The following is a 17,181-nucleotide window of genomic DNA, read 5'->3' as shown; positions in this document are numbered from 1 at the left end:
AAGCGTCACGCGACTCAGCCGACCGGCATCTTCGGCAGGCCGAGGCGCACCGAGAGGCCCTGCTCGTCGACCTCGAAGCGCTCGATCACCAGCGCGTCCATCACGAGCGCGGCGGCCGGCGCGCTCTGCGACGCGGCGCGCACCGCGGGGCACGTGCGCAGATCCACGCGCAGCTTCTCGCCCTCGCGATCGACCATCGCGCCCGCGTCCACGCCGCCTTCGGTCGGCGGCAGGAACGGGCCCCACACCGCGCGCGCGACGAGCGCGGCGATCATGCCTGCGACGTCGCGCAGCTTCGCGTCGCCCGCGGCCTCGGGCGGATCGACGGCGAACACGATCTCCTTCGCGCCGCGGGGCGCGAAGCGCGCGCTCTCGGGGATCAGCGCCGCGGCGATCGCGCGGCCGGACTCGAGCTCCGCGGTGATCTCGATGCGCCCGTCCCGCGTCCGCACGCTCGCGGCGCTCACGGTGCCGGCGCGCAGGACGGCGCGCGCGAGCTGGCGCTCGGGGATGCGCGCGCGTCGATCGCGGAGCTCGCGCAGCACGTCGCGCGCCTTCGCGAAGGGCGTGTTGCCGAGGGCCTCGCGCGCGCTGGCGGCAGCGTCGCGCACGCGGCTACGGAAGCGATCGAGACGGTCCCCCATCGAGCCGGCGGACCCTAGCACGCGCGTGCGAGCGAGACCCGGTGGTCTCGGCGCTCGGGAGGGACTGGGCCCAACACCGCTTCAATCGTCGTCGAGATCGGCGTCGTCACCCTCGTCGACGTCCGCCGTCGCGAACGGCTCGACCGGCATCGGCACCACGCGCGAGGGCATCACCGGCATCGCGCTGCGCTTGAGATAGCCGTGCAGGCCGTGCGTGAAGCCTTCGTCGCGCAGCGCGCCGACGATCGGTGAGCCGTGCGTGGGCTCGCCGTCGACGCTCGCGATCAGGATCGCCTTGCGACGTCCGCTCTCGACGAGCTCCGCGAGCGCACGCGCGATCGCGCGGATCGCGTGGCCGCGCTCGGGCTCGGCCTCGGGCAGGAACGTGATCAGGCTGCGCTCGGTGCGTCCCATCCACGCGATGGGCCGACCTTCGCGGAGCACGACCTGGGCGCCGCTCGCGCGCTGCGGGCGCGCAGTCGCGCGCGTCTCGGGCCACGGGAGCGCTGCACCGTAGGGCTGCGCGGGATCCGTCGCGGCGATCACGAACGTGCGCGCAGGCTCCGCCGGATCGCGATGCGCACGCAGTCGATCGTCGGCGCCCGGCAGCGCGAATTGCGCCGCGCCGAGGCCCGCGACGAAGAAGCCGCGCCGCACGCGCCCAGCTTCCTCCATCGTGCGCAGCACCGGGTACACCGCGCCGAACCCACCGACCACGCCTTCGCGCTGCACGCCCTCGCGCGTGACCACGCCGTGTCGCTCGAGCAGCGTGCGCGCGAGCGCGGCGCGTCGCTCGGTCTCGCTCGGTCCCGCGATCGACGGGAGCAGGGACCAGCGTCCTTCGCTGCCCGGCGGGCCCACACGACGCGCGGCTTGGAAGCGCGAAGGACGACGTCGATCGCGCTTGCTCGCAGCGCTCGCCGCGCCGAGCGAGCGCAGCGGCGCGAGCGTGTCGTTCGTCACCTCGCCGGACCACACGAGATCCCAGAGCGCGCTCAGCGCGTCCTGCGGGAAGCCGCCGACCTCGCGCGCGATCTCGGCGAAGAAGAGCGCGCCGCGCCGCGAGAGCACGTCGCGCACCTTCGCGGTGAGCGCGCCCTCGGCGGGCACCGGCGGAGGTGCGAGCAGCGGGTACGAGCTCGCGAAGTAGATCGCGACGCGCCCCACGCCCGGCGCGAGCGGCTCGACGCCGCGCCACACGACCTCGCCCGATGCGCAGAGCTGATCGAGATCGCCTTGTCGATATCCGTCGACGCGCGCGGGCAGGATCTCGCGCTCGAGCACGTCGGCGGGGACGGGCGCGCCCTCGAGCTGCTCGATCGCGCGGAAGAGCGCGTCGACGCCGCGGCGCGGACCACCGCCCGATGCGGGCGCGATGCCGTTCCACTCGAGCAGGAAGCGCGTGTACGCCGCGGGCTCGACCGGCTCGATCTCGGCGCGCAGGCGCGCGAGGGAGCGGCGCTTCACCGAGCGCAGCACCTCGGCGTCGCAGAGATCGAGGCCGCGCGCGCCGGGCACGAGCTCGCCCTCGATCAGACGACCGCGCGCGATCAACCGATCGATCGCGGCGCGCACCGGCGCGATCCCGAGGCCCCATCGCGCGGCGAGATCGCCGGCGCGGAACGGCCCGTGGGTGCGCGACCAGCGCGAGACGAGATCACCGAGCGGATCGGCGACCGGCTCGAGGAACGCGGCGGGCGTTCCCGGCGGCGGAGGCACGCCGAGCGCATCGCGCAGGCGTCCTGCGTCCTCGATCGCCGCGAGGCGCGCGCGGCCGCCGATCGTGACCTCGATGACGCGTCGCTCGCGCAGCAGCTCGGCGATCAGCGCCTGACTGCGAGCGCGCGCGCTCGCTTCGTCCTCGTCGGGGCCGTGCACGCGCATCGCGATCTCGTCGCGATCGAGATCGCCGAGGAGCAACAGCAGATCGTGCACACCGTCGGCGCCGGTGATCGCATAACGACGATCGAGGCGCTGGAGCTGGTGCTCGAGCGCGGTGATCGCATCGGGATCGAGCAGCTCGCGGAGCTCCACGCCGCCGAGCAATTCACGCAGCTGCGCCGCGTCGACCGTGAGCGCCTGGGCGCGTCGCTCGGCGAGCGGCGCGTCGCCCTCGTACATGAAGTTCGCGACGTACGAGAACAGCAGCGACGCCGCGAACGGCGAGGGCTGCGCGGTGTCGACCGTCACGACGTGCACTCGGCGATCGGCGATCGCGCGCAGAAGCTCGAGCACGCCGGGGAGATCGAACACGTCGCGCAGGCACTCGCGGTACGTCTCGAGCAGGATCGGGAACGAGCCGTAGCGCGACGCGACCTGCAGCAGATCCGCGGCGCGGCGGCGCTGCGCCCAGAGCGGCGAGCGTCGCCCCGGATGACGTCGCGGGAGCAACAGCGCGCGCGCCGCGCACTCGCGGAACCGAGAGGAGAAGAGCGCGGTGCTGCCGAGCGTGCGCACCAGGAGGTCCTCGACCTCGTCGGCGGTGGGCAGCAGCTGATCGATCGTCGGAGGTGCGTCGCTCTCGGGGAAGCGCAGCACGATGCCGTCGTCGGACCAGACCGCCTCGGTGTCGATGCCGAGCTCGGCGCGACAGCGCTCCATCAGGCACGTCGCGAGCGGCGCGTGGACGCGCGCGCCGAAGGGCGACATCAGGCACACGCGGTGATCACCGACCTCGTCGACGAAGCGCTCGACGAGCAGCGTGCGATCGGAGGGCACCTCGCCGGTCGCCTTCGCCTGGTCCTGGACGAAGCGCACGAGGTTGCGCGCGGCGCGCTCCTCGAGGTCGTGCTCCGCCATCAGCTTCGCGATGCCGTCGTCTTCCTTCGCGCGCGCCAGCGTGCGCGTCAGCGCGCCGATCGCGGTGCCCAGCGCGGCGCTCCGTCCGAGCGACTCACCGCGCCAGAACGGCATCTTCCCGGGCTCGCCGGGCGCAGGCTCGACCATCACCCGGTCGTGCGTGATCTCGACGATGCGCCACGAGGTCGCGCCGAGGAGGAAGACCTCTCCTTCGCGCGCCTCGAACACCATCTCCTCGTCGAGCTCGCCGACGCGACGCGACGTCTTCCCTTCGCCGCTGCCCGCGAGGAACACGCCGTAGAGGCCGCGATCCGGGATCACGCCCGCGTTCACCACGGCGAGCCGCTTCGCGCCTTGTCGCGCGCGGATCTGACCCGTCACGCGATCCCACACGATGCGCGGGCGCAGCTCGGCGAACTCGTCGCTCGGATAGCGCCCCGCGAGCATGTCGAGCACGCCCTCGAAGTGACCGCGCGAGAGCTCGGCGAACGGCGCGGCGCGGCGCACCATCGTGAAGAGCGCAGCCTCGTGGATCTCGTCGCTCGCGACGATCGCGACGAGCTGCTGCGCGAGCACGTCGAGCGGGGAGCGCGGGTACGCGGTGGGCTCCACCTCGCCGCGACGCATGAGGCGCACCGCGGCCGCCGACGCGAGCAGGTCGGCGCGGTGCTTCGGGAACACCACGCCCTCGCTGGTGCCGCCGACGTGGTGCGACGCGCGCCCGATGCGCTGCAGGCCCGCGGACACGGTGGGCGGCGTCTCGATCTGGATCACGAGATCGACCGCGCCGAGATCGAGGCCGAGCTCGAGCGACGATGTCGCGACGATGCAGGGGAGGGCGCCCGACTTGAGGCGCTCCTCGATCTGCTGGCGCTGCTCGCGCGCGACCGAGCCGTGGTGCGCGAGCGCGATCTCGTCGCCGGCCACGTCGTTCAGCGCGGTGGCGAGGCGCTCCGCCAGACGGCGCGAATTGACGAAGACCATCGTCGAGCGATGCGCGCGGATCAGCTCGACGAGCCGCGGGTGGATGCTCGGCCAGATCGAGCGTCCTTCGGGCGTCGGCGGTCCGCCTTCGAGCGGGCCGCGATCGTTCGCGCTCCCGAGGCGGCTCATGTCGTCGACGGGCACTTCGATCGTGAGCGCGAGATCCTTCTTCGCGCTCGCGTCGACGATGCGCACCGAGCGCGCGCTCCACTTGCCCTCGTCATCGAGCTCGCCGCCGCCGAGGAAGCGCGCGATCTCGTCGAGCGGGCGCTGCGTCGCGGAGAGCCCGATGCGCTGGAGCGGCTTCGTCTGGCCGGCGCGCGCACGCACCTCCTCGAGGCGCTCGAGCGTGAGCGCGAGGTGCGCGCCGCGCTTGGTGCCCGCGATCGCGTGGATCTCGTCGACGATCACGGTCTCGATCGACGTGAGCGTCTCGCGCGCGTTCGACGTGAGCAGCAGATACAGCGACTCCGGCGTGGTGATCAGCACGTCGGGCGGACGCCGCGCGAGGCGCGCGCGCTCGTCCGCGGGGGTGTCGCCCGAACGCACGCCGACCTCGAGCCTTCGGAACGGGATGCCGAGCCGCTCGGCGGTCGCGGTGATGCCCGCGAGCGGCGCGCGGAGGTTGCGCTCGACGTCGACCGCGAGCGCCTTCAGCGGCGAGACGTAGAGCACGCGGCAGCGCTGCTTCGGCGCGGGCTCGTCCGCGAACGTCGCGCGATCGATCGCGAAGAGGAACGCCGCGAGCGTCTTGCCCGAGCCGGTCGGCGCGAGGAGCAGCGTGGACTCGCCGCGCGTGATCGCGCCCCAGCCCGCGCGCTGCGCGTCGGTGGGCGCCGGAAACGACGCCTCGAACCAAGCGCGCGTCGCGGGGTGGAACGCCGCGAGCGCGTCGGTGCTCTTCTTCCTGCTCAAGCGGGGGCCTCGACGCGCGGAGGCTGACAGCGCGCGCACCAGTACGTCGAGCGGCGCATGTCGCCCTGGCGCTCCATCGTGATCGCGTGCGCGCACCGCGGGCAGGGCTCGCCCTGGCGCCCGTACACGCGCTGCGGGCGCGTGCCGCGCGCGAACCCACCGCGCATGCGGCGCTCGGCCGTCGCCAGGAGCGCGCGCAGCTCGTCGTCGCCGAAACGCGCGACCGGCGCGAACGGATCGAGCCGATGCTCGAAGAGCAGCTCGCTCTTCCACACGTTGCCGATCCCCGCGATCGCTCGCTGATCCATGAGCGCCACGCCGAGCGGCGCGTGATCGAGCGCACGCAGCCGTCGCATCGCCTCGTCGGGATCGAAGCTCGTCGCGATCGGATCGGGACCGAGCCCTGCGAGGTGCGGATCGCGATCGACGTCGCTCGCGCGGATGAGCCGCACGATCGGCGCGCTCCAGCACATCGCGATCGCGCCGTCGACCTCGAGCACGACGACGACGTTCCCGGAGACGCCGGGCACGCGCTCGCCCGGCCCGTAGCCGCGCCACACGCCGTTCATCTTCATGTGCGTGTGCAGGACGAGCCCGTCGTCGAAGCTGATCAGCAGGTTCTTCCCGCGCGCTTCGACCGACTCCACGCGCTTGCCGATCACCGACGTCACGCGCTCCCCGCGACGCGGGAGATCGAGCGCGCGCACGAGCCGTCCCGCGAGGAGCGGGCGCAGCCGGAGCGCGGTGCGGTGGAGGGTGTCGCCTTCGGGCACGCGGACTACGACGTGTGGGGCTCGCGAGCCGCGGTTTCAAGCGGGGCGACGCGCCACTCTCGACGATGCGCTGTCAGGAATCGGACGGGGCACACCGAGCCCGTGAAGCGCGCCGTCATCGCAGCGATCGTGTTCGCCGCGGCCTCGACGGCCACGGTGCATCCGGCGTCGCCCTCGCTGGCCGCCGGGGCCGCCGTCGCGGAGGATCCGCGTCGCGTGCGAGTGAGCCATGCTTCGTCGATGCGCGAACTCGTGGACGAGCTGTGCTCCGATCGCTGCGCCGGGCGCGCGGCCGGGACCGAGGGTGGCCGCATCGCGCGCGGCGTCGTGATCGACGCGCTGCGCACGGTCGGGCTCGACCCGTTCGAACAGGCAGTTCCCAAGGCGCGCGGCGCGAACGTGCTCGCGACGATCCCGGGCGAGATCGATCGCTACGTGATGGTCGCCGCGCACTACGACCACCTCGGCACGGTGGGTCGACACGTCTATCGCGGCGCCGACGACAACGCGGCGTCGGTCGCGATTCTGGTCGACGTCGCGCGCCGGCTCGCCGCGGCTCGCCCGATGGGCCGCGGCGTCATCATCGCGGCGTTCGACGCGGAGGAGCCGCCGTACTTCCTGACCGCGGCGATGGGCTCCGAGCACTTCGCGCGGCACCCGACGGTGCCGCTCGAGCGCATCGACATGATGGTGTGCCTCGAGCTCGTCGGACACGCGCTCGGCGACGCGCACCGTCCCAGCGAGGTGCGCCGCACGATGTTCCTGCTCGGCGCGGAGCGCAGCGAGGGCACGCTGACGCACGTGCACGCGCTCGCGCGCACCGAGCCTGGTCTGATCATCCGGCCGGCCGATGCCGAGGTCATCCCGCGCCTCAGCGACTACGCGGCGTTCTGGGAGCGCGAGCGTCCCTTCGTGCTGCTCACCGGCGGTCGCTCGCGCCACTACCACACGCCCGACGATCTCCCGCAATACCTCGATTTCGCGCGCATGCAGGCGACTGCGGCGTGGATCGAGCGCTTCGTGCGCGAGCAGTGCGCGCGGCACGAAGCGCCCTTCGTGTTCCGCGATCGACGGGACGACGCGACGACGCTCGACTCGATCGGCGATCTCCTCACGCCGCTCGCGACCGTGTCCGACGTCGCGGCGATGGGCGCGCAGATGGCGCGCTCGCTGCGCGCGCGGGTGCGACGTGATGGAGCGCTTCCGCACGACGCGCGCGGCCAGCTCGAGCAGCTCGTCGCGGGCATCGAGAGCTCGTTCGCGTGAGCGCGTCGATCACGATCCGATGTGCGACGGATGACGATCTCGCTCGCATCCAGGAGATCGTGCGCGAGGCCGACGCGCGCTTCGCGTCATCGCCGCACCCCGAGCTCGCCGACGGATCGACGATCCCGCCCGACGTGGCATCGCGCGCGACGAGCGAGCAGCGCCTCCTCGTCGCGGAGCTGGGCGGGGTCGTCGCGGGGCTCGTCTACCTCGGGCGCATCGAGGGCGAGCTGTGCATCGGCCAGGTGAGCGTCGCGCTCGACGCGGGACGTGTCGGCGTCGGGTCGGCGCTCGTGCGCGCGGTGATCGATGCTGCACGCCGGCGCGGTGAGCCGTCGATCGTCCTCAACACCCAGCGTGACGTGCCGTGGAACGCGCCGTTCTTCGCGCGGCACGGCTTCGAGGTGATCCCGCGCGACGCGTGGGGCCCGGGGCTCGTGCGCGTGAGCGACGCACAGTCCGCGGACGGCCTCGACTGGGCGACGCGCGTGCACATGCGGCTCGTGCTCGCGCCTGGTGCGAGTGCCTCGGCGCGACGTTCGTCCTAGGCTCGCCGCGAATGGCGGGTCCGACCACACAGCTCGTTGCGCGCGTCGTGTCGATCGTCGGGCACCCCGTGGTCGTCGTGCCGTCCGCGATCGTGCTCGCGACGACCGGGCAGGCCTCGCTCGCCGAGGCGGGCGCCGTGCTCGGCACCGTGCTCGTGGCGATGGCGGTCATCGGCGCATACCTCGCGCACGGCGTGCGCACCGGACGGCTCTCGCACATCGACGTCTCCCGCCGCGAAGAGCGCGGGACGTTCTATCTCGTGTCGATCCTCGCGACGGGCGGCGCGGCGCTCGCGCTCAATGCGGGCGGCGCACCGCGCGGGGCGGTGATCGGCTGCGCGTGTGGCTGTGCGGTGTTCCTCGCGGGCAGCGTCGCGAACCGCGTGATCAAGGCGTCGCTCCACACCGCGTTCCCGATCCTCGCCGCCGCGATCGCTGCCCCGCCGATCGCGCGCGCCGCGTTCCTGGTCGCGGCGCTCGCGATCGCGTGGTCGCGCATCGCGCTCGGGCGGCACACGGCCCGCGAGGTGATCGCGGGCGGTGCGATCGGGGCCGGCGCCGCGCTCGCTTTCCTCGCGCTCGCGTGAGCCGCGCCGCGTCGGGCCGAACGCAGAACGCCGTGGTCGCTGGAGCGAGCCGAGGGCTGCTACGACCACTGCGACTGCCTCGGCGAGTAGCGCTCCTCACGCGTCGCGCGCGACGCGGTCCACGCGCGCGAGCAACGTCGGCATCCGATACGCGCCGTGCATCGCGCGCACCTTCGCCGCGGCATCGGTCGCGTCGATGCCGATCGCGCTCACGTAGAGCGGGCTCTTGCTCTCGCCGCGGCACACCTCGATCGCGCGCGTCGCCCCGCGGTACTCGGTCTTCGCGACGCCGACGACCGGGATCGTGCCGCCGAGCGCCTCGTACAAGCGCGCGCCGAGCCCTGGCCGATCCTCGTCGAGCCACACCTGCCCGTCGACGATGACCACCTCGATCGGCACCGTCACGCGCGCGAGCACCGCGCGCAGGCACGGCAGCTCGCGCAGGTAGAACTTGCCCGGCTCGTACGGCGCGACCTCGTCGATGCGCACCACGTGCTCCTCGCGCGTGGTCGAGGACGTCCACTCGTCCGCGACCACGCACGCCGCGATGGCCTCGTGATCGCGATAGTCGACGTCGACACACGCGATCACGGGGCGCTCACTCGGCGTCGCCGCCAGCTTCCACGACCTCGCTCGCCACGTCATGCGCCTGGATGGTGCGCTTCACGCGCACCGCGTCGAGGTCCGTCGGATCCGCGCGTCGCCCGTCGCGCATCGCGAACAAGCCCACGCGCACGAGCCGATGGGGCACGTCCTTCTCGCCGAGCACGGCCTCGATCACCTCGCTCGCCTTCGCGGTGCCCTGGCCCGTCATCGAGATGCGCATCCGCAGCGGCACGAGCGCACCGCCGAGGCCCGCCGCTTCGAGCGCGTCGGCGCCTGCGCCGATCGCGAGCTCGAGGAGGTACTTCGCGACGTCGACGTCCTTGCCGATGCCCTCGATGATCCGCCGCACGACGAGCGATCCGGCGCGCGCCGTGTCGGTCCGCGCGCGCAGCGCATCGAGGTCCGACAGGCCGCGCTCCGCGAGCCATGCGTGCGGGATCGCGGCGACGTACTCGGCCTCGTCGATCACCTTGTTGATGCCCGCGTCCTGTCCGCCGAGCGCGCGCACGGCGAGGAACTCGAGGCCCGCCTCGCTGACCGCGTTGAGCCGCTCGACGAGCCCGTCGAGCGAGAACGCGACGTCGCCGTCGAGCTTCAGGTCCACGTACTCCGCGAGGCTCGCGATGCCGAGCGAGAGCGCGGGGCCGAACACCATGTCGGGCCGCGGATGGAAGCCCTCCGTGTACCAGAGCGGCATCTCCACGCGGCGCAGGATGCGCGGCAGCACGCGCACCAGGTCGAGGTGCCCGCGGTACGCCGCGAGCCCGACCTTGCGATACGCGAGACGCACGCGCATCGGCGCGCCCTGCACCTGCTTCGGCGGCGGACGCATGTGCTTCGGCAGCACCTTCGGCGCGCCGGGATCGCGCGCCTCGCGCGGCGCGGGACGCTCGTCCGCGCCGAGCTTGCGCAGGAAGACGAGGCGCTCCTCGCGCATCTGCCCGAGGTCGCACGCGACGCCGCAGTCGTAACAGACGAGTCGCTTCCGGTCGGCCTCCGCGTCGACGAGGTTCGTGTGGTGCACGAACGCGCCCGCGACCTTGCCGCACGGCGGGCTCAGCCGGTTCGAGAGCGCCTTGCGGTACTCGCGCAGCAAGAACCCGTCCTCGAGCCCGACGTCGAGGTGATCCCACGGCAGGCGCGCCGTCACCGGGATCGTCCCGAGGAAGCGCGCCGGCTCGATCCCGTGCTGCTCGAACGCGCGCTGCCACGCGCCGAGATCGAGGCGCTCCTCCCACGAGTCGAAGCGCGCGCCGTGGCGGTACGCGGTCTCGATCACGTCGCCGAGCGTGCGATCACCGCGCGCGATGACGCCCTCGAGCCAGCTGCCCTCCGAGTCGTGCGTCTTGAGCTTCACGCCGCCCGCGCGCGCTTCCTCGCGCAGCCAGGACTGCTTCACCTCGACGAGGTCCTTCGCATCCATCGCGCACCACTGGAACGGCGTGTGCGGCTTCGGGACGTGGATCGACACCGAGACCGTCACGTCGGGCCCGCGTCCGCGCTGCACCTTGCGACCGACGTCGCGCGCGCGTGCACCGGTCTGCACGATGCCGCGCACGTCCTCTTCTTCTTCGGTCGGCAGACCGATCATGAAGTAGAGCTTCATCTTCGACCAACCGCGCGCGAACACGCGCTCGGCGGTCGTCATCAGCTGCTCTTCCGTGATGTTCTTGTTCACCACGTCGCGCATGCGCTGCGAGCCCGCTTCGGGCGCGAACGTGAGGCCGGTGGCGCGCACCTTCTTGATCTCGTCGAGCAGATCCTCGTCGAGCCCGTACGCGCGCAGCGACGAGACGGAGAGCGCGACCTTCTCCGCCTCGAACTTCTTCATCACCGCTTTGACGAGCGGGTGGATCGCGCTGTAGTCCGCGGTCGACAGCGACGTGAGCGACGCCTCGTCGTAGCCGCCGTCCTTCACCGCGCGCGTGATGGTGTCGAGGATCGACTCGGGGTCGCGCTCGCGAACCGGGCGGTAGATCATGCCCGCCTGGCAGAAGCGACATCCCTCGGTGCATCCGCGCGCGATCTCGACCGAGACGCGATCGAACACGCTCTCCGTCGCGCTGACCGGGCCGCCCGACGGGAACGGATAGTCGTTGAGGTTCGCGACCATCGCGCGCTTCACGGGGAAGGGCAGCGTCGGATCGCTCGGCTTCGACACGACGCGCACGCCGGTCTCGGGCTCGATCTCGGTCTCGTAGAGCGCGGGCACGTAGAGCCCACCGCCCGTCTTCGTGCTCACGCGCACGAGCTCGCGCAGCCGCTCGCGGCGCGGCACGCCCGCGGCCTTGAGCGCGGTCCACGTGAGCATGATCTCGGGCGTCTTCTCCTCGCCGTCGCCGATGACCGCGACGTCGACGAAGGGCGCGAGCGGCTCGCAGTGCGTCGCGACCGGACCGCCGACGATCACCAGCGGATCGTCCTCGCCGCGATCCGCCGCGCGCAGCGGGATCCCGCCGAGCTCGAGCATCAGCAGGATGTTCGTGAACGTGAGCTCGAACTGCAGCGAGAAGCCGACGACGTCGAAGTCGCGCAGCGAGCGCGCGCTCTCGAGCGAGCGCAGCGGCTGACCGTGCGCGCGCAGCTCCGCCTCCATGTCGCTCCACGGCGCGTAGCAGCGCTCGGCGAGCAGCTTCGGGTGCTCGTTGACGATCCCGTAGAGGATCTTGAAGCCGAGGTGGCTCATCCCGATGTCGTAGACGTCGGGGAACGCGAGACAGAGGCGCGCGCTGACCGCGCTCCAGTCCTTCCGCACCTCGCCGTGCTCGCCGCCGACGTAGCGCGACGGCTTCTGCACGCGGTCGAGGAACGAAGCGTAGGGATGCTCGCGGGGAGGGCTCATGGGCGGTCGGTTGTCATGGGGTCTCGGCCGGATCTGCGCAATCCGACGACCTCACGGCCCTCACGCGGGGTGCGCGATCGCGCGCTGGACCGCGTCGAGCAGCTCGTCGAGCTCGAACGGCTTGTGCAGGAACCCCGCCGCCGCGATCGATGCCGTGCGCTCGGTGCCGGGATCGAGCGCGGACACGAGCACGACGGGGATCGACGCGAGCGCCGGCTCGCGCTCCATCTCCTCGCGGAACTGCCAGCCGTTCATCACGGGCATCATCAGATCGAGCAGGATGAGGCGCGGGCGGAGGCCGGCGCGCAGCGCGTCGAGCGCCTCTCGCCCGTCGCGCGCGCCGCGCACCGCGTGACCCTCGCTCTCGAGCACCTGCACCATCGTGTCGCGCACGTCGGCGTCGTCCTCGACGACGAGGATCGGCGCGTCGCTGCTCTCGACGTCCGCGCTCACGCCGCCGTTTCCTGACCTGCGGCGTGGCGAGGCAGCGTGACGGTGAAGGTCGTGCCCGCGCCGGGATCGCTCTCGACGTCGATGCGTCCGCCGAGCGCGTCGACGATGCGGCGCACGAGGTAGAGCCCGAGGCCGAGGCCACCGTACTGCCGCGTCGAGACGGCGCGCGCCTCGAGCGAGAAGATGCGCGCGCGGCGATCCTCGGTGATGCCCGCACCTCGGTCGCGCACCCGGAGCCGCGCGACGTCCTCGTCGCCTTCGACCGCGACCTCGATCGGCTTGCCCGCGCCGTGCTTGATCGCGTTCGAGAGCAGGTTGCCCACGACCTGCTCGAGGCGGAACGCGTCCCACTCGCCCGGGATCGCGACCGGCGCCGAGAGCAGCACGCGCGAGCCGGCGCGCGCGAGTCGATCCGCGAAGCGCGCGACCACGGTGCACACGATCCCCGCGAGATCGACCCGCTCGATCGCGAGCCCGATGCGCTCTCGCGTGAGGCGCGAGGGATCGACGAGATCCTCGACGACCACGGCGAGCTTCGTCGCGAGGCGATGCACCGCGTCGAGCGAGCGCGCGAGCCGCTCCGGCGCGAGACCGCCGGGGCGCAGCGTCGATCGCTGCATGCTCTCGACCTGCATCTTGAGCAGGCTGAGCGGGATCTGGAGATCGTGCGACGCGACCACGAGGAAGTCGTCGCGCGCGCGCAGCGTGGCCTTCGCGTCCTCGTGCAGCTGCGCGTCGTCGATCGCGAGCGCGGCGCGCGTGCCGTAGTCCTGCGCGAGCGCGATCTCCGCGTCGGCGCGCCACTTCGACGGCGTGCCGGTCTCGATCAGCGAGAGCGCGCCGATCGTCCTGCCGCGGGCGCGCAGCCCGATCGTCGCGATCCCGCGCACGCCGAGGATGCGCGCCGCATCGGCCCCGGCGTCGCTCGAGAGCCCGAGCAGCTCACCGACGCGCTCCGGCGAGACGTCGATCGCGACGTCCGTCTCGCCCTCGCCGAGCGCGCGAGCGAGCGGCGATCCCGGCACGACGCGCGGCACGTCGCGCGCGATCGCGCTCGCGATCCCCGCCGACGCGTCCGCGGCGGTCGCGACCGCGGCGCGCCGTGCCGATCCGTCACCCGCGACGAGGTGCAGCACGCTCCACGACGCGAGCCGCGGCAGCGCGGCGCGCGCGGCGGCGCGGAGCGTCTCCTCGAGATCCTCGGGATCGACGAGCGCGCGGCTCGCGTCGGCGGTGAACGCGAGTCGCTCGCGCGCTGCGTCGGCCTCCGCGCGCGCGCGGCGCTCGAGCGCGAGCAGGCGCGCGCGCTCTTCCTCGGTGCGCTTGCGCGCGGTGATGTTCTCCACGATCGCGAGGAACACCGGCGGCGTCTCGGTCCGCGAGAGCCGGATGCGCGCCTCGACCGGGTAGCTCGTGCCGTCCTTTCGCACGTGCTCGGTCTCGAGCACCACGTGATCGCGCTCGCCCGTGCGCAGCGGCTCGAGGAGCTGCTCGAGCGCGGCGGCGCTCGGCGCGCGCCAAAGCTCGGTGATCTTCGCGCCCCGCAGCTCCGCGCTGCGGTACCCGAGGTTCCGCAGCGCGCTCGCGTTCTCCTGCAACAGCACGAAGCTCGCGGCGTCGAACGCGTAGACCTCGATCGGCGCGTCATCGACGATCCGGCCGAGCCGCGTCGTGACCTCCTCGGCGCGCCGCACCTGCGTCACGTCCTGCAGCGCGAGCACCGCGACGGCGGGCTCGGCGTGCGCGGCCGGCAGCAGCGCGCCGTGCACGAGGAGCTCGCGCCGCCCCGCGGCCGTGCTCGCGGCGAGCTCCACGCCCTCGAGCCGCTCGCCGCGTGCGATGCGCGCGATCGGCGTGTCGCGCTCGGGAAGCGGGCGGCCGCGCAGGTCCGTGCACACGATCGTGCTCTCGCCTTCGCGCGCGAAGCGCCCCGCGGCGAGGCGATCCGCGGCCTCGTTCGCGAACGTGATGCGCGCGTCGCTCGGCTCGACGAGGACCAGCGGGACCGGCGCGAGATCGAGCACGCGCTCGAGCCGCCGCTGCTCGGCGAGGGCCTCCGCGGAGCGCTCCTCCGCGCGCTCCTGCGCGTCCTGCGCCGCGTGCCTCGCGGCGACGTCGGCGCGGCGCTGCTTCAGCTGCCCGTGGACCGCCTGTCCGAGCTTCCCCGCGGCCCCCAGCACCAGCACGAGCTGCAGGATCGCGGCGTCGCCCTCGATCGCGATCGTGAACACGATGAAGAGCGCGCCCGCGGAGATCGCCGCGACGAGCGGGCTCCATGCGGGCATCGGGAGATCGTGCTCCTGCACGTCCGAGTACCACGCCCACGCGAGCATCCCCGCGCCGTGCGCCGCGAGCGCGATCGCGACGAGCAGCGGCATCTCGACGCCGTAGCGCTCCAGCATCGGCACCGACATCGAGAACGCGAGCATCGACGCGAGCGCCAGCCCGAGCGTCAGCGCGCTCGCGATCGCGACCGCCGCGCGCGCTCGCGATCGCGCGGCGAAGAGCGCGATGCTCGCGCCCTGCGCCGCGAGGCACGCGGCGGTCCCGAGCGCGAGCTCCATGTACGGCGCGGCGATCGCGGCGCGATCGCCCTCGAGCAGCGCGTCGAGCGACCGGAACGTCGCGAGCGCGCCCACGCTGGCGAGCGCGACGCCGCCGATGCCCGCCGCGAGCCGCGCGCGGGCCGGACCGAGCATCGCGAGGCTGCTCGCGCCGAGGAGCAGCAAGCACGCGACCGCCGCGATCGACGGGCGTCTCCCGAGATCGAACGGCTGGAGCAGCAGGTCGAGGTCGAACGCGTGGCCCAGCGCCCCGAGCACGCCCGCGCCCAGCGCGACCAGACCGGCCGCACGCGCGAGGGGATCCCACCTCGTCGTCCGAGTCGCCTCCGCGGAGCGCATCGCTGCGAGCCGGCACGAAGCAGGCGTCGTGCCCCACGTCACGGCCACGTACGCGTGGAGCGAACGACGAGCGCGCGAGGCAGCGCGCTACGTCTGACGAATCTCGTCGCTGGCGCGCCGGCGATCGCACGCGCGATCCGTGTAGCCGGTGTCTGCGGGCGCTACGTGACGATCACGTGGGAGCGTCGGATGGCTCGCGCAGTCTCGCTGGCGTCGATCGTGGACCAGCTCCCTGCCGCGATGGTCGTGTGGGACGGGCGAGGTCGCGTCCGCGACGCGAACCGCGCGTTCTACGCGATGCTGGGCCACCCGAGCGATCCGCCGCCGGAGCTCGACTACTGGAGCATCAGCGCGGGCGCGCAGAAGCAGTGGGAGCTCAATCGACTGCAGGCGCGGCGCGGTGAGCCCTACGACAAGGAGCTCATCACCGCGAGCGGCGAGCGCATCTCGGTGCGCGTGACCGGCGGGCTCGTCGGCGAGGAGCCGGACGGCGACGTGCTCTTCGCCGCGACGATGGTGCGCACCGGCGACGGGCGCCTCGGGTCCGAGGAAGAGCACGAGCGCACGATGCGGCGCCGCAACGAGCTCTACCTGCGGCTCGCGACGAGCCTGCTCGCGGCGCGCGGCGATCTCGCGGGCGCGATCCGCGAGGTCACCGAGGCCGCGGCGGAGGCGATGGGCGTGAAGCGCACCTCGGTGTGGCTCTACGATCCGAGCCGCACGAAGATCGTCTGCCAGGATCTTTTCGAGGTCGAGCAGGCGCAGCACTCCGCGGGGGCCGAGATCTTCGCGTGCGATCACCCCGACTACTTCGAGGCGCTCGCGGAGGATCGCGCGATCGTCGCGGACGACGTGCAGACGCACATCGCGACGCGCGAGCTCGCGCCGGAGTACCTGCGCCCGCTCGACATCGTGTCGATGCTCGACGCGCCGGTGCGGTTCTGCGGGCAGCTCGCGGGCGTGCTCTGCTTCGAGCACTGCGGCGCGGCCCGCCAGTGGGACCACGACGACGTGCAGTGCGCCGCGTCGATGGCCGACTTCGTGGGGCGCGCGCTCGAGGCCGCGGAGCGCGTGCGCGCGGAGCAGGAGCTCCAGCGCGCGAACGAGGAGCTCGAGCGGCGCATCGTCGAGCGCACCGAGGCCGTCCACGCGCGCGACGAGTTCCTCTCGATCGCCTCGCACGAGCTGCGCACCCCGCTCACGCCGCTGAAGCTGCAGATGCAGCTCCTCGCCGCGGCCGCGGACCGCAGCGCGTGGCTCCCGAACACGAAGGACATGCTGCGCTCCTCGCTGCGCCAGGTCCGGCGCCTCGAGGATCTCGTCTCGACCTTGCTCGACGTCACGCGCGCGAGCGCCGGACGCCTCGAGATGAAGCCCGCGCACACCGACCTCGCGGTGATCGCGAGCGAGGTCGTCGAGCGCTTCCGCGCTGCGGGCACGACCGGTGGCTCCACGATCGCGCTCTCGATCGAGCCGCGCTCGATCGAGGGCACGTGGGATCCGCTTCGCGTCGATCAGGTGCTCACGAACCTGCTCTCGAACGCGATCAAGTACGGCGAGGGACGCCCGATCGACGTGCACGTCGTCGGCACGCCCTCGACCGCGCGCATCGAGGTGCGCGATCACGGCATCGGCATCGCGGAGCCCGACCTCGAGCGCATCTTCGAGCGCTTCGTGCGCGCATCGTCGGCACGCAGCTACGGCGGGCTCGGCCTCGGCCTCTACATCGCGCACCAGATCGTGAGCGCGCACGGCGGGACCATCGTCGTCGCGAGCACGCCGGGGCAGGGCTCGACGTTCGTCGTCGAGCTGCCCCGGCGGCTGCGCGCGCCCGCCCCCGAGGTCACCGTGCACGCGTAGC

Annotated in this window: 11 protein-coding genes; 4 read left to right on the top strand and 7 right to left on the bottom strand. The window is 73.0% G+C overall.

From position 1 onward, the window contains the following. Positions 1-14: 14 nt before the first annotated feature. The 3 genes from DB32_RS22190 to DB32_RS22180 all read right to left on the bottom strand — a co-directional run bounded on the left by DB32_RS22190 (position 15) and on the right by DB32_RS22180 (position 6,115). Positions 15-644, bottom strand: coding sequence for a hypothetical protein (locus DB32_RS22190; RefSeq protein WP_053234649.1), 630 nt, complete (start codon positions 642-644; stop codon positions 15-17). A gap of 81 nt (positions 645-725) precedes the next feature. Next, the gene (locus tag DB32_RS22185; protein ID WP_157069280.1) at positions 726-5,342 is read right to left on the bottom strand and encodes an Lhr family helicase; all 4,617 of its coding nucleotides are present in this window, start codon (positions 5,340-5,342) and stop codon (positions 726-728) included. After that, the gene (locus DB32_RS22180; protein ID WP_053234648.1) at positions 5,339-6,115 is read right to left on the bottom strand and encodes an Fpg/Nei family DNA glycosylase; all 777 of its coding nucleotides are present in this window, start codon (positions 6,113-6,115) and stop codon (positions 5,339-5,341) included. The genes DB32_RS22185 and DB32_RS22180 overlap by 4 nt, the downstream gene beginning before the upstream one ends. Between DB32_RS22180 and DB32_RS22175 the strand changes: the two genes are divergently transcribed. From DB32_RS22175 to DB32_RS22165, 3 genes are read left to right on the top strand one after another with little or no spacing between them, the layout of a single operon-like run. Then, positions 6,092-7,381 carry a M28 family metallopeptidase gene (locus tag DB32_RS22175; protein ID WP_157069279.1) on the top strand — a complete coding sequence of 430 codons (1,290 nt, stop codon included), beginning with the start codon at positions 6,092-6,094 and terminating at the stop codon, positions 7,379-7,381. The genes DB32_RS22180 and DB32_RS22175 overlap by 24 nt on opposite strands. Then, the gene (locus DB32_RS22170; protein ID WP_053234646.1) at positions 7,378-7,929 is read left to right on the top strand and encodes a GNAT family N-acetyltransferase; all 552 of its coding nucleotides are present in this window, start codon (positions 7,378-7,380) and stop codon (positions 7,927-7,929) included. Before DB32_RS22175 ends, DB32_RS22170 begins: the two co-directional genes overlap by 4 nt. An 11-nt stretch (positions 7,930-7,940) precedes the next feature. Beyond that, positions 7,941-8,516, top strand: a complete 576-nt coding sequence (locus tag DB32_RS22165; protein WP_053234645.1) for a hypothetical protein — start codon at positions 7,941-7,943, stop codon at positions 8,514-8,516. A 96-nt stretch (positions 8,517-8,612) separates the two neighbouring features. On the opposite strand, the gene DB32_RS22160 is transcribed toward DB32_RS22165, so the two are convergent. Genes DB32_RS22160 through DB32_RS22145 form a run of 4 tightly spaced genes read right to left on the bottom strand, consistent with a single transcriptional unit; the run spans position 8,613 to position 15,320 of the window. Then, positions 8,613-9,107, bottom strand: coding sequence for an endonuclease V (locus tag DB32_RS22160; RefSeq protein ID WP_053238905.1), 495 nt, complete (start codon positions 9,105-9,107; stop codon positions 8,613-8,615). Between the two features lie 7 nt (positions 9,108-9,114). Next, positions 9,115-11,964 (bottom strand): TIGR03960 family B12-binding radical SAM protein, encoded by a 2,850-nt coding sequence (locus DB32_RS22155; RefSeq protein WP_053234644.1) that lies wholly within the window; start codon positions 11,962-11,964, stop codon positions 9,115-9,117. A 60-nt stretch (positions 11,965-12,024) separates the two neighbouring features. Beyond that, positions 12,025-12,417, bottom strand: a complete 393-nt coding sequence (locus DB32_RS22150; protein WP_240481236.1) for a response regulator — start codon at positions 12,415-12,417, stop codon at positions 12,025-12,027. Then, on the bottom strand, positions 12,414-15,320 hold the full coding sequence (locus DB32_RS22145) for a PAS domain-containing sensor histidine kinase (RefSeq protein ID WP_053234643.1): 2,907 nt from the start codon (positions 15,318-15,320) through the stop codon (positions 12,414-12,416). Before DB32_RS22145 ends, DB32_RS22150 begins: the two co-directional genes overlap by 4 nt. A 189-nt stretch (positions 15,321-15,509) precedes the next feature. On the opposite strand from DB32_RS22145, the gene DB32_RS22140 reads away from it, so the two are divergent. Further along, a complete protein-coding gene (locus DB32_RS22140) occupies positions 15,510-17,180 on the top strand; it encodes a sensor histidine kinase (protein WP_157069278.1) in 1,671 nt (556 codons plus the stop codon). Position 17,181 lies beyond the last annotated feature (1 nt).

The organism is Sandaracinus amylolyticus (assembly GCF_000737325.1).
Classification (GTDB): domain Bacteria; phylum Myxococcota_A; class Polyangia; order Polyangiales; family Sandaracinaceae; genus Sandaracinus; species Sandaracinus amylolyticus.
Note: the sequence above shows the minus strand (reverse complement) of the source record. Positions and strands in the feature narration are given on the sequence as shown.

Coding starts and splice junctions, on each gene's coding strand:
- DB32_RS22165 (WP_053234645.1), top strand. CDS start 7,941: ATGGCGGGTCCGACCACACAGCTCGTTGCGCGCGTCGTGTCGATCGTC.
- DB32_RS22190 (WP_053234649.1), bottom strand. CDS start 644: ATGGGGGACCGTCTCGATCGCTTCCGTAGCCGCGTGCGCGACGCTGCC.
- DB32_RS22155 (WP_053234644.1), bottom strand. CDS start 11,964: ATGAGCCCTCCCCGCGAGCATCCCTACGCTTCGTTCCTCGACCGCGTG.
- DB32_RS22145 (WP_053234643.1), bottom strand. CDS start 15,320: ATGCGCTCCGCGGAGGCGACTCGGACGACGAGGTGGGATCCCCTCGCG.
- DB32_RS22140 (WP_157069278.1), top strand. CDS start 15,510: ATGGCTCGCGCAGTCTCGCTGGCGTCGATCGTGGACCAGCTCCCTGCC.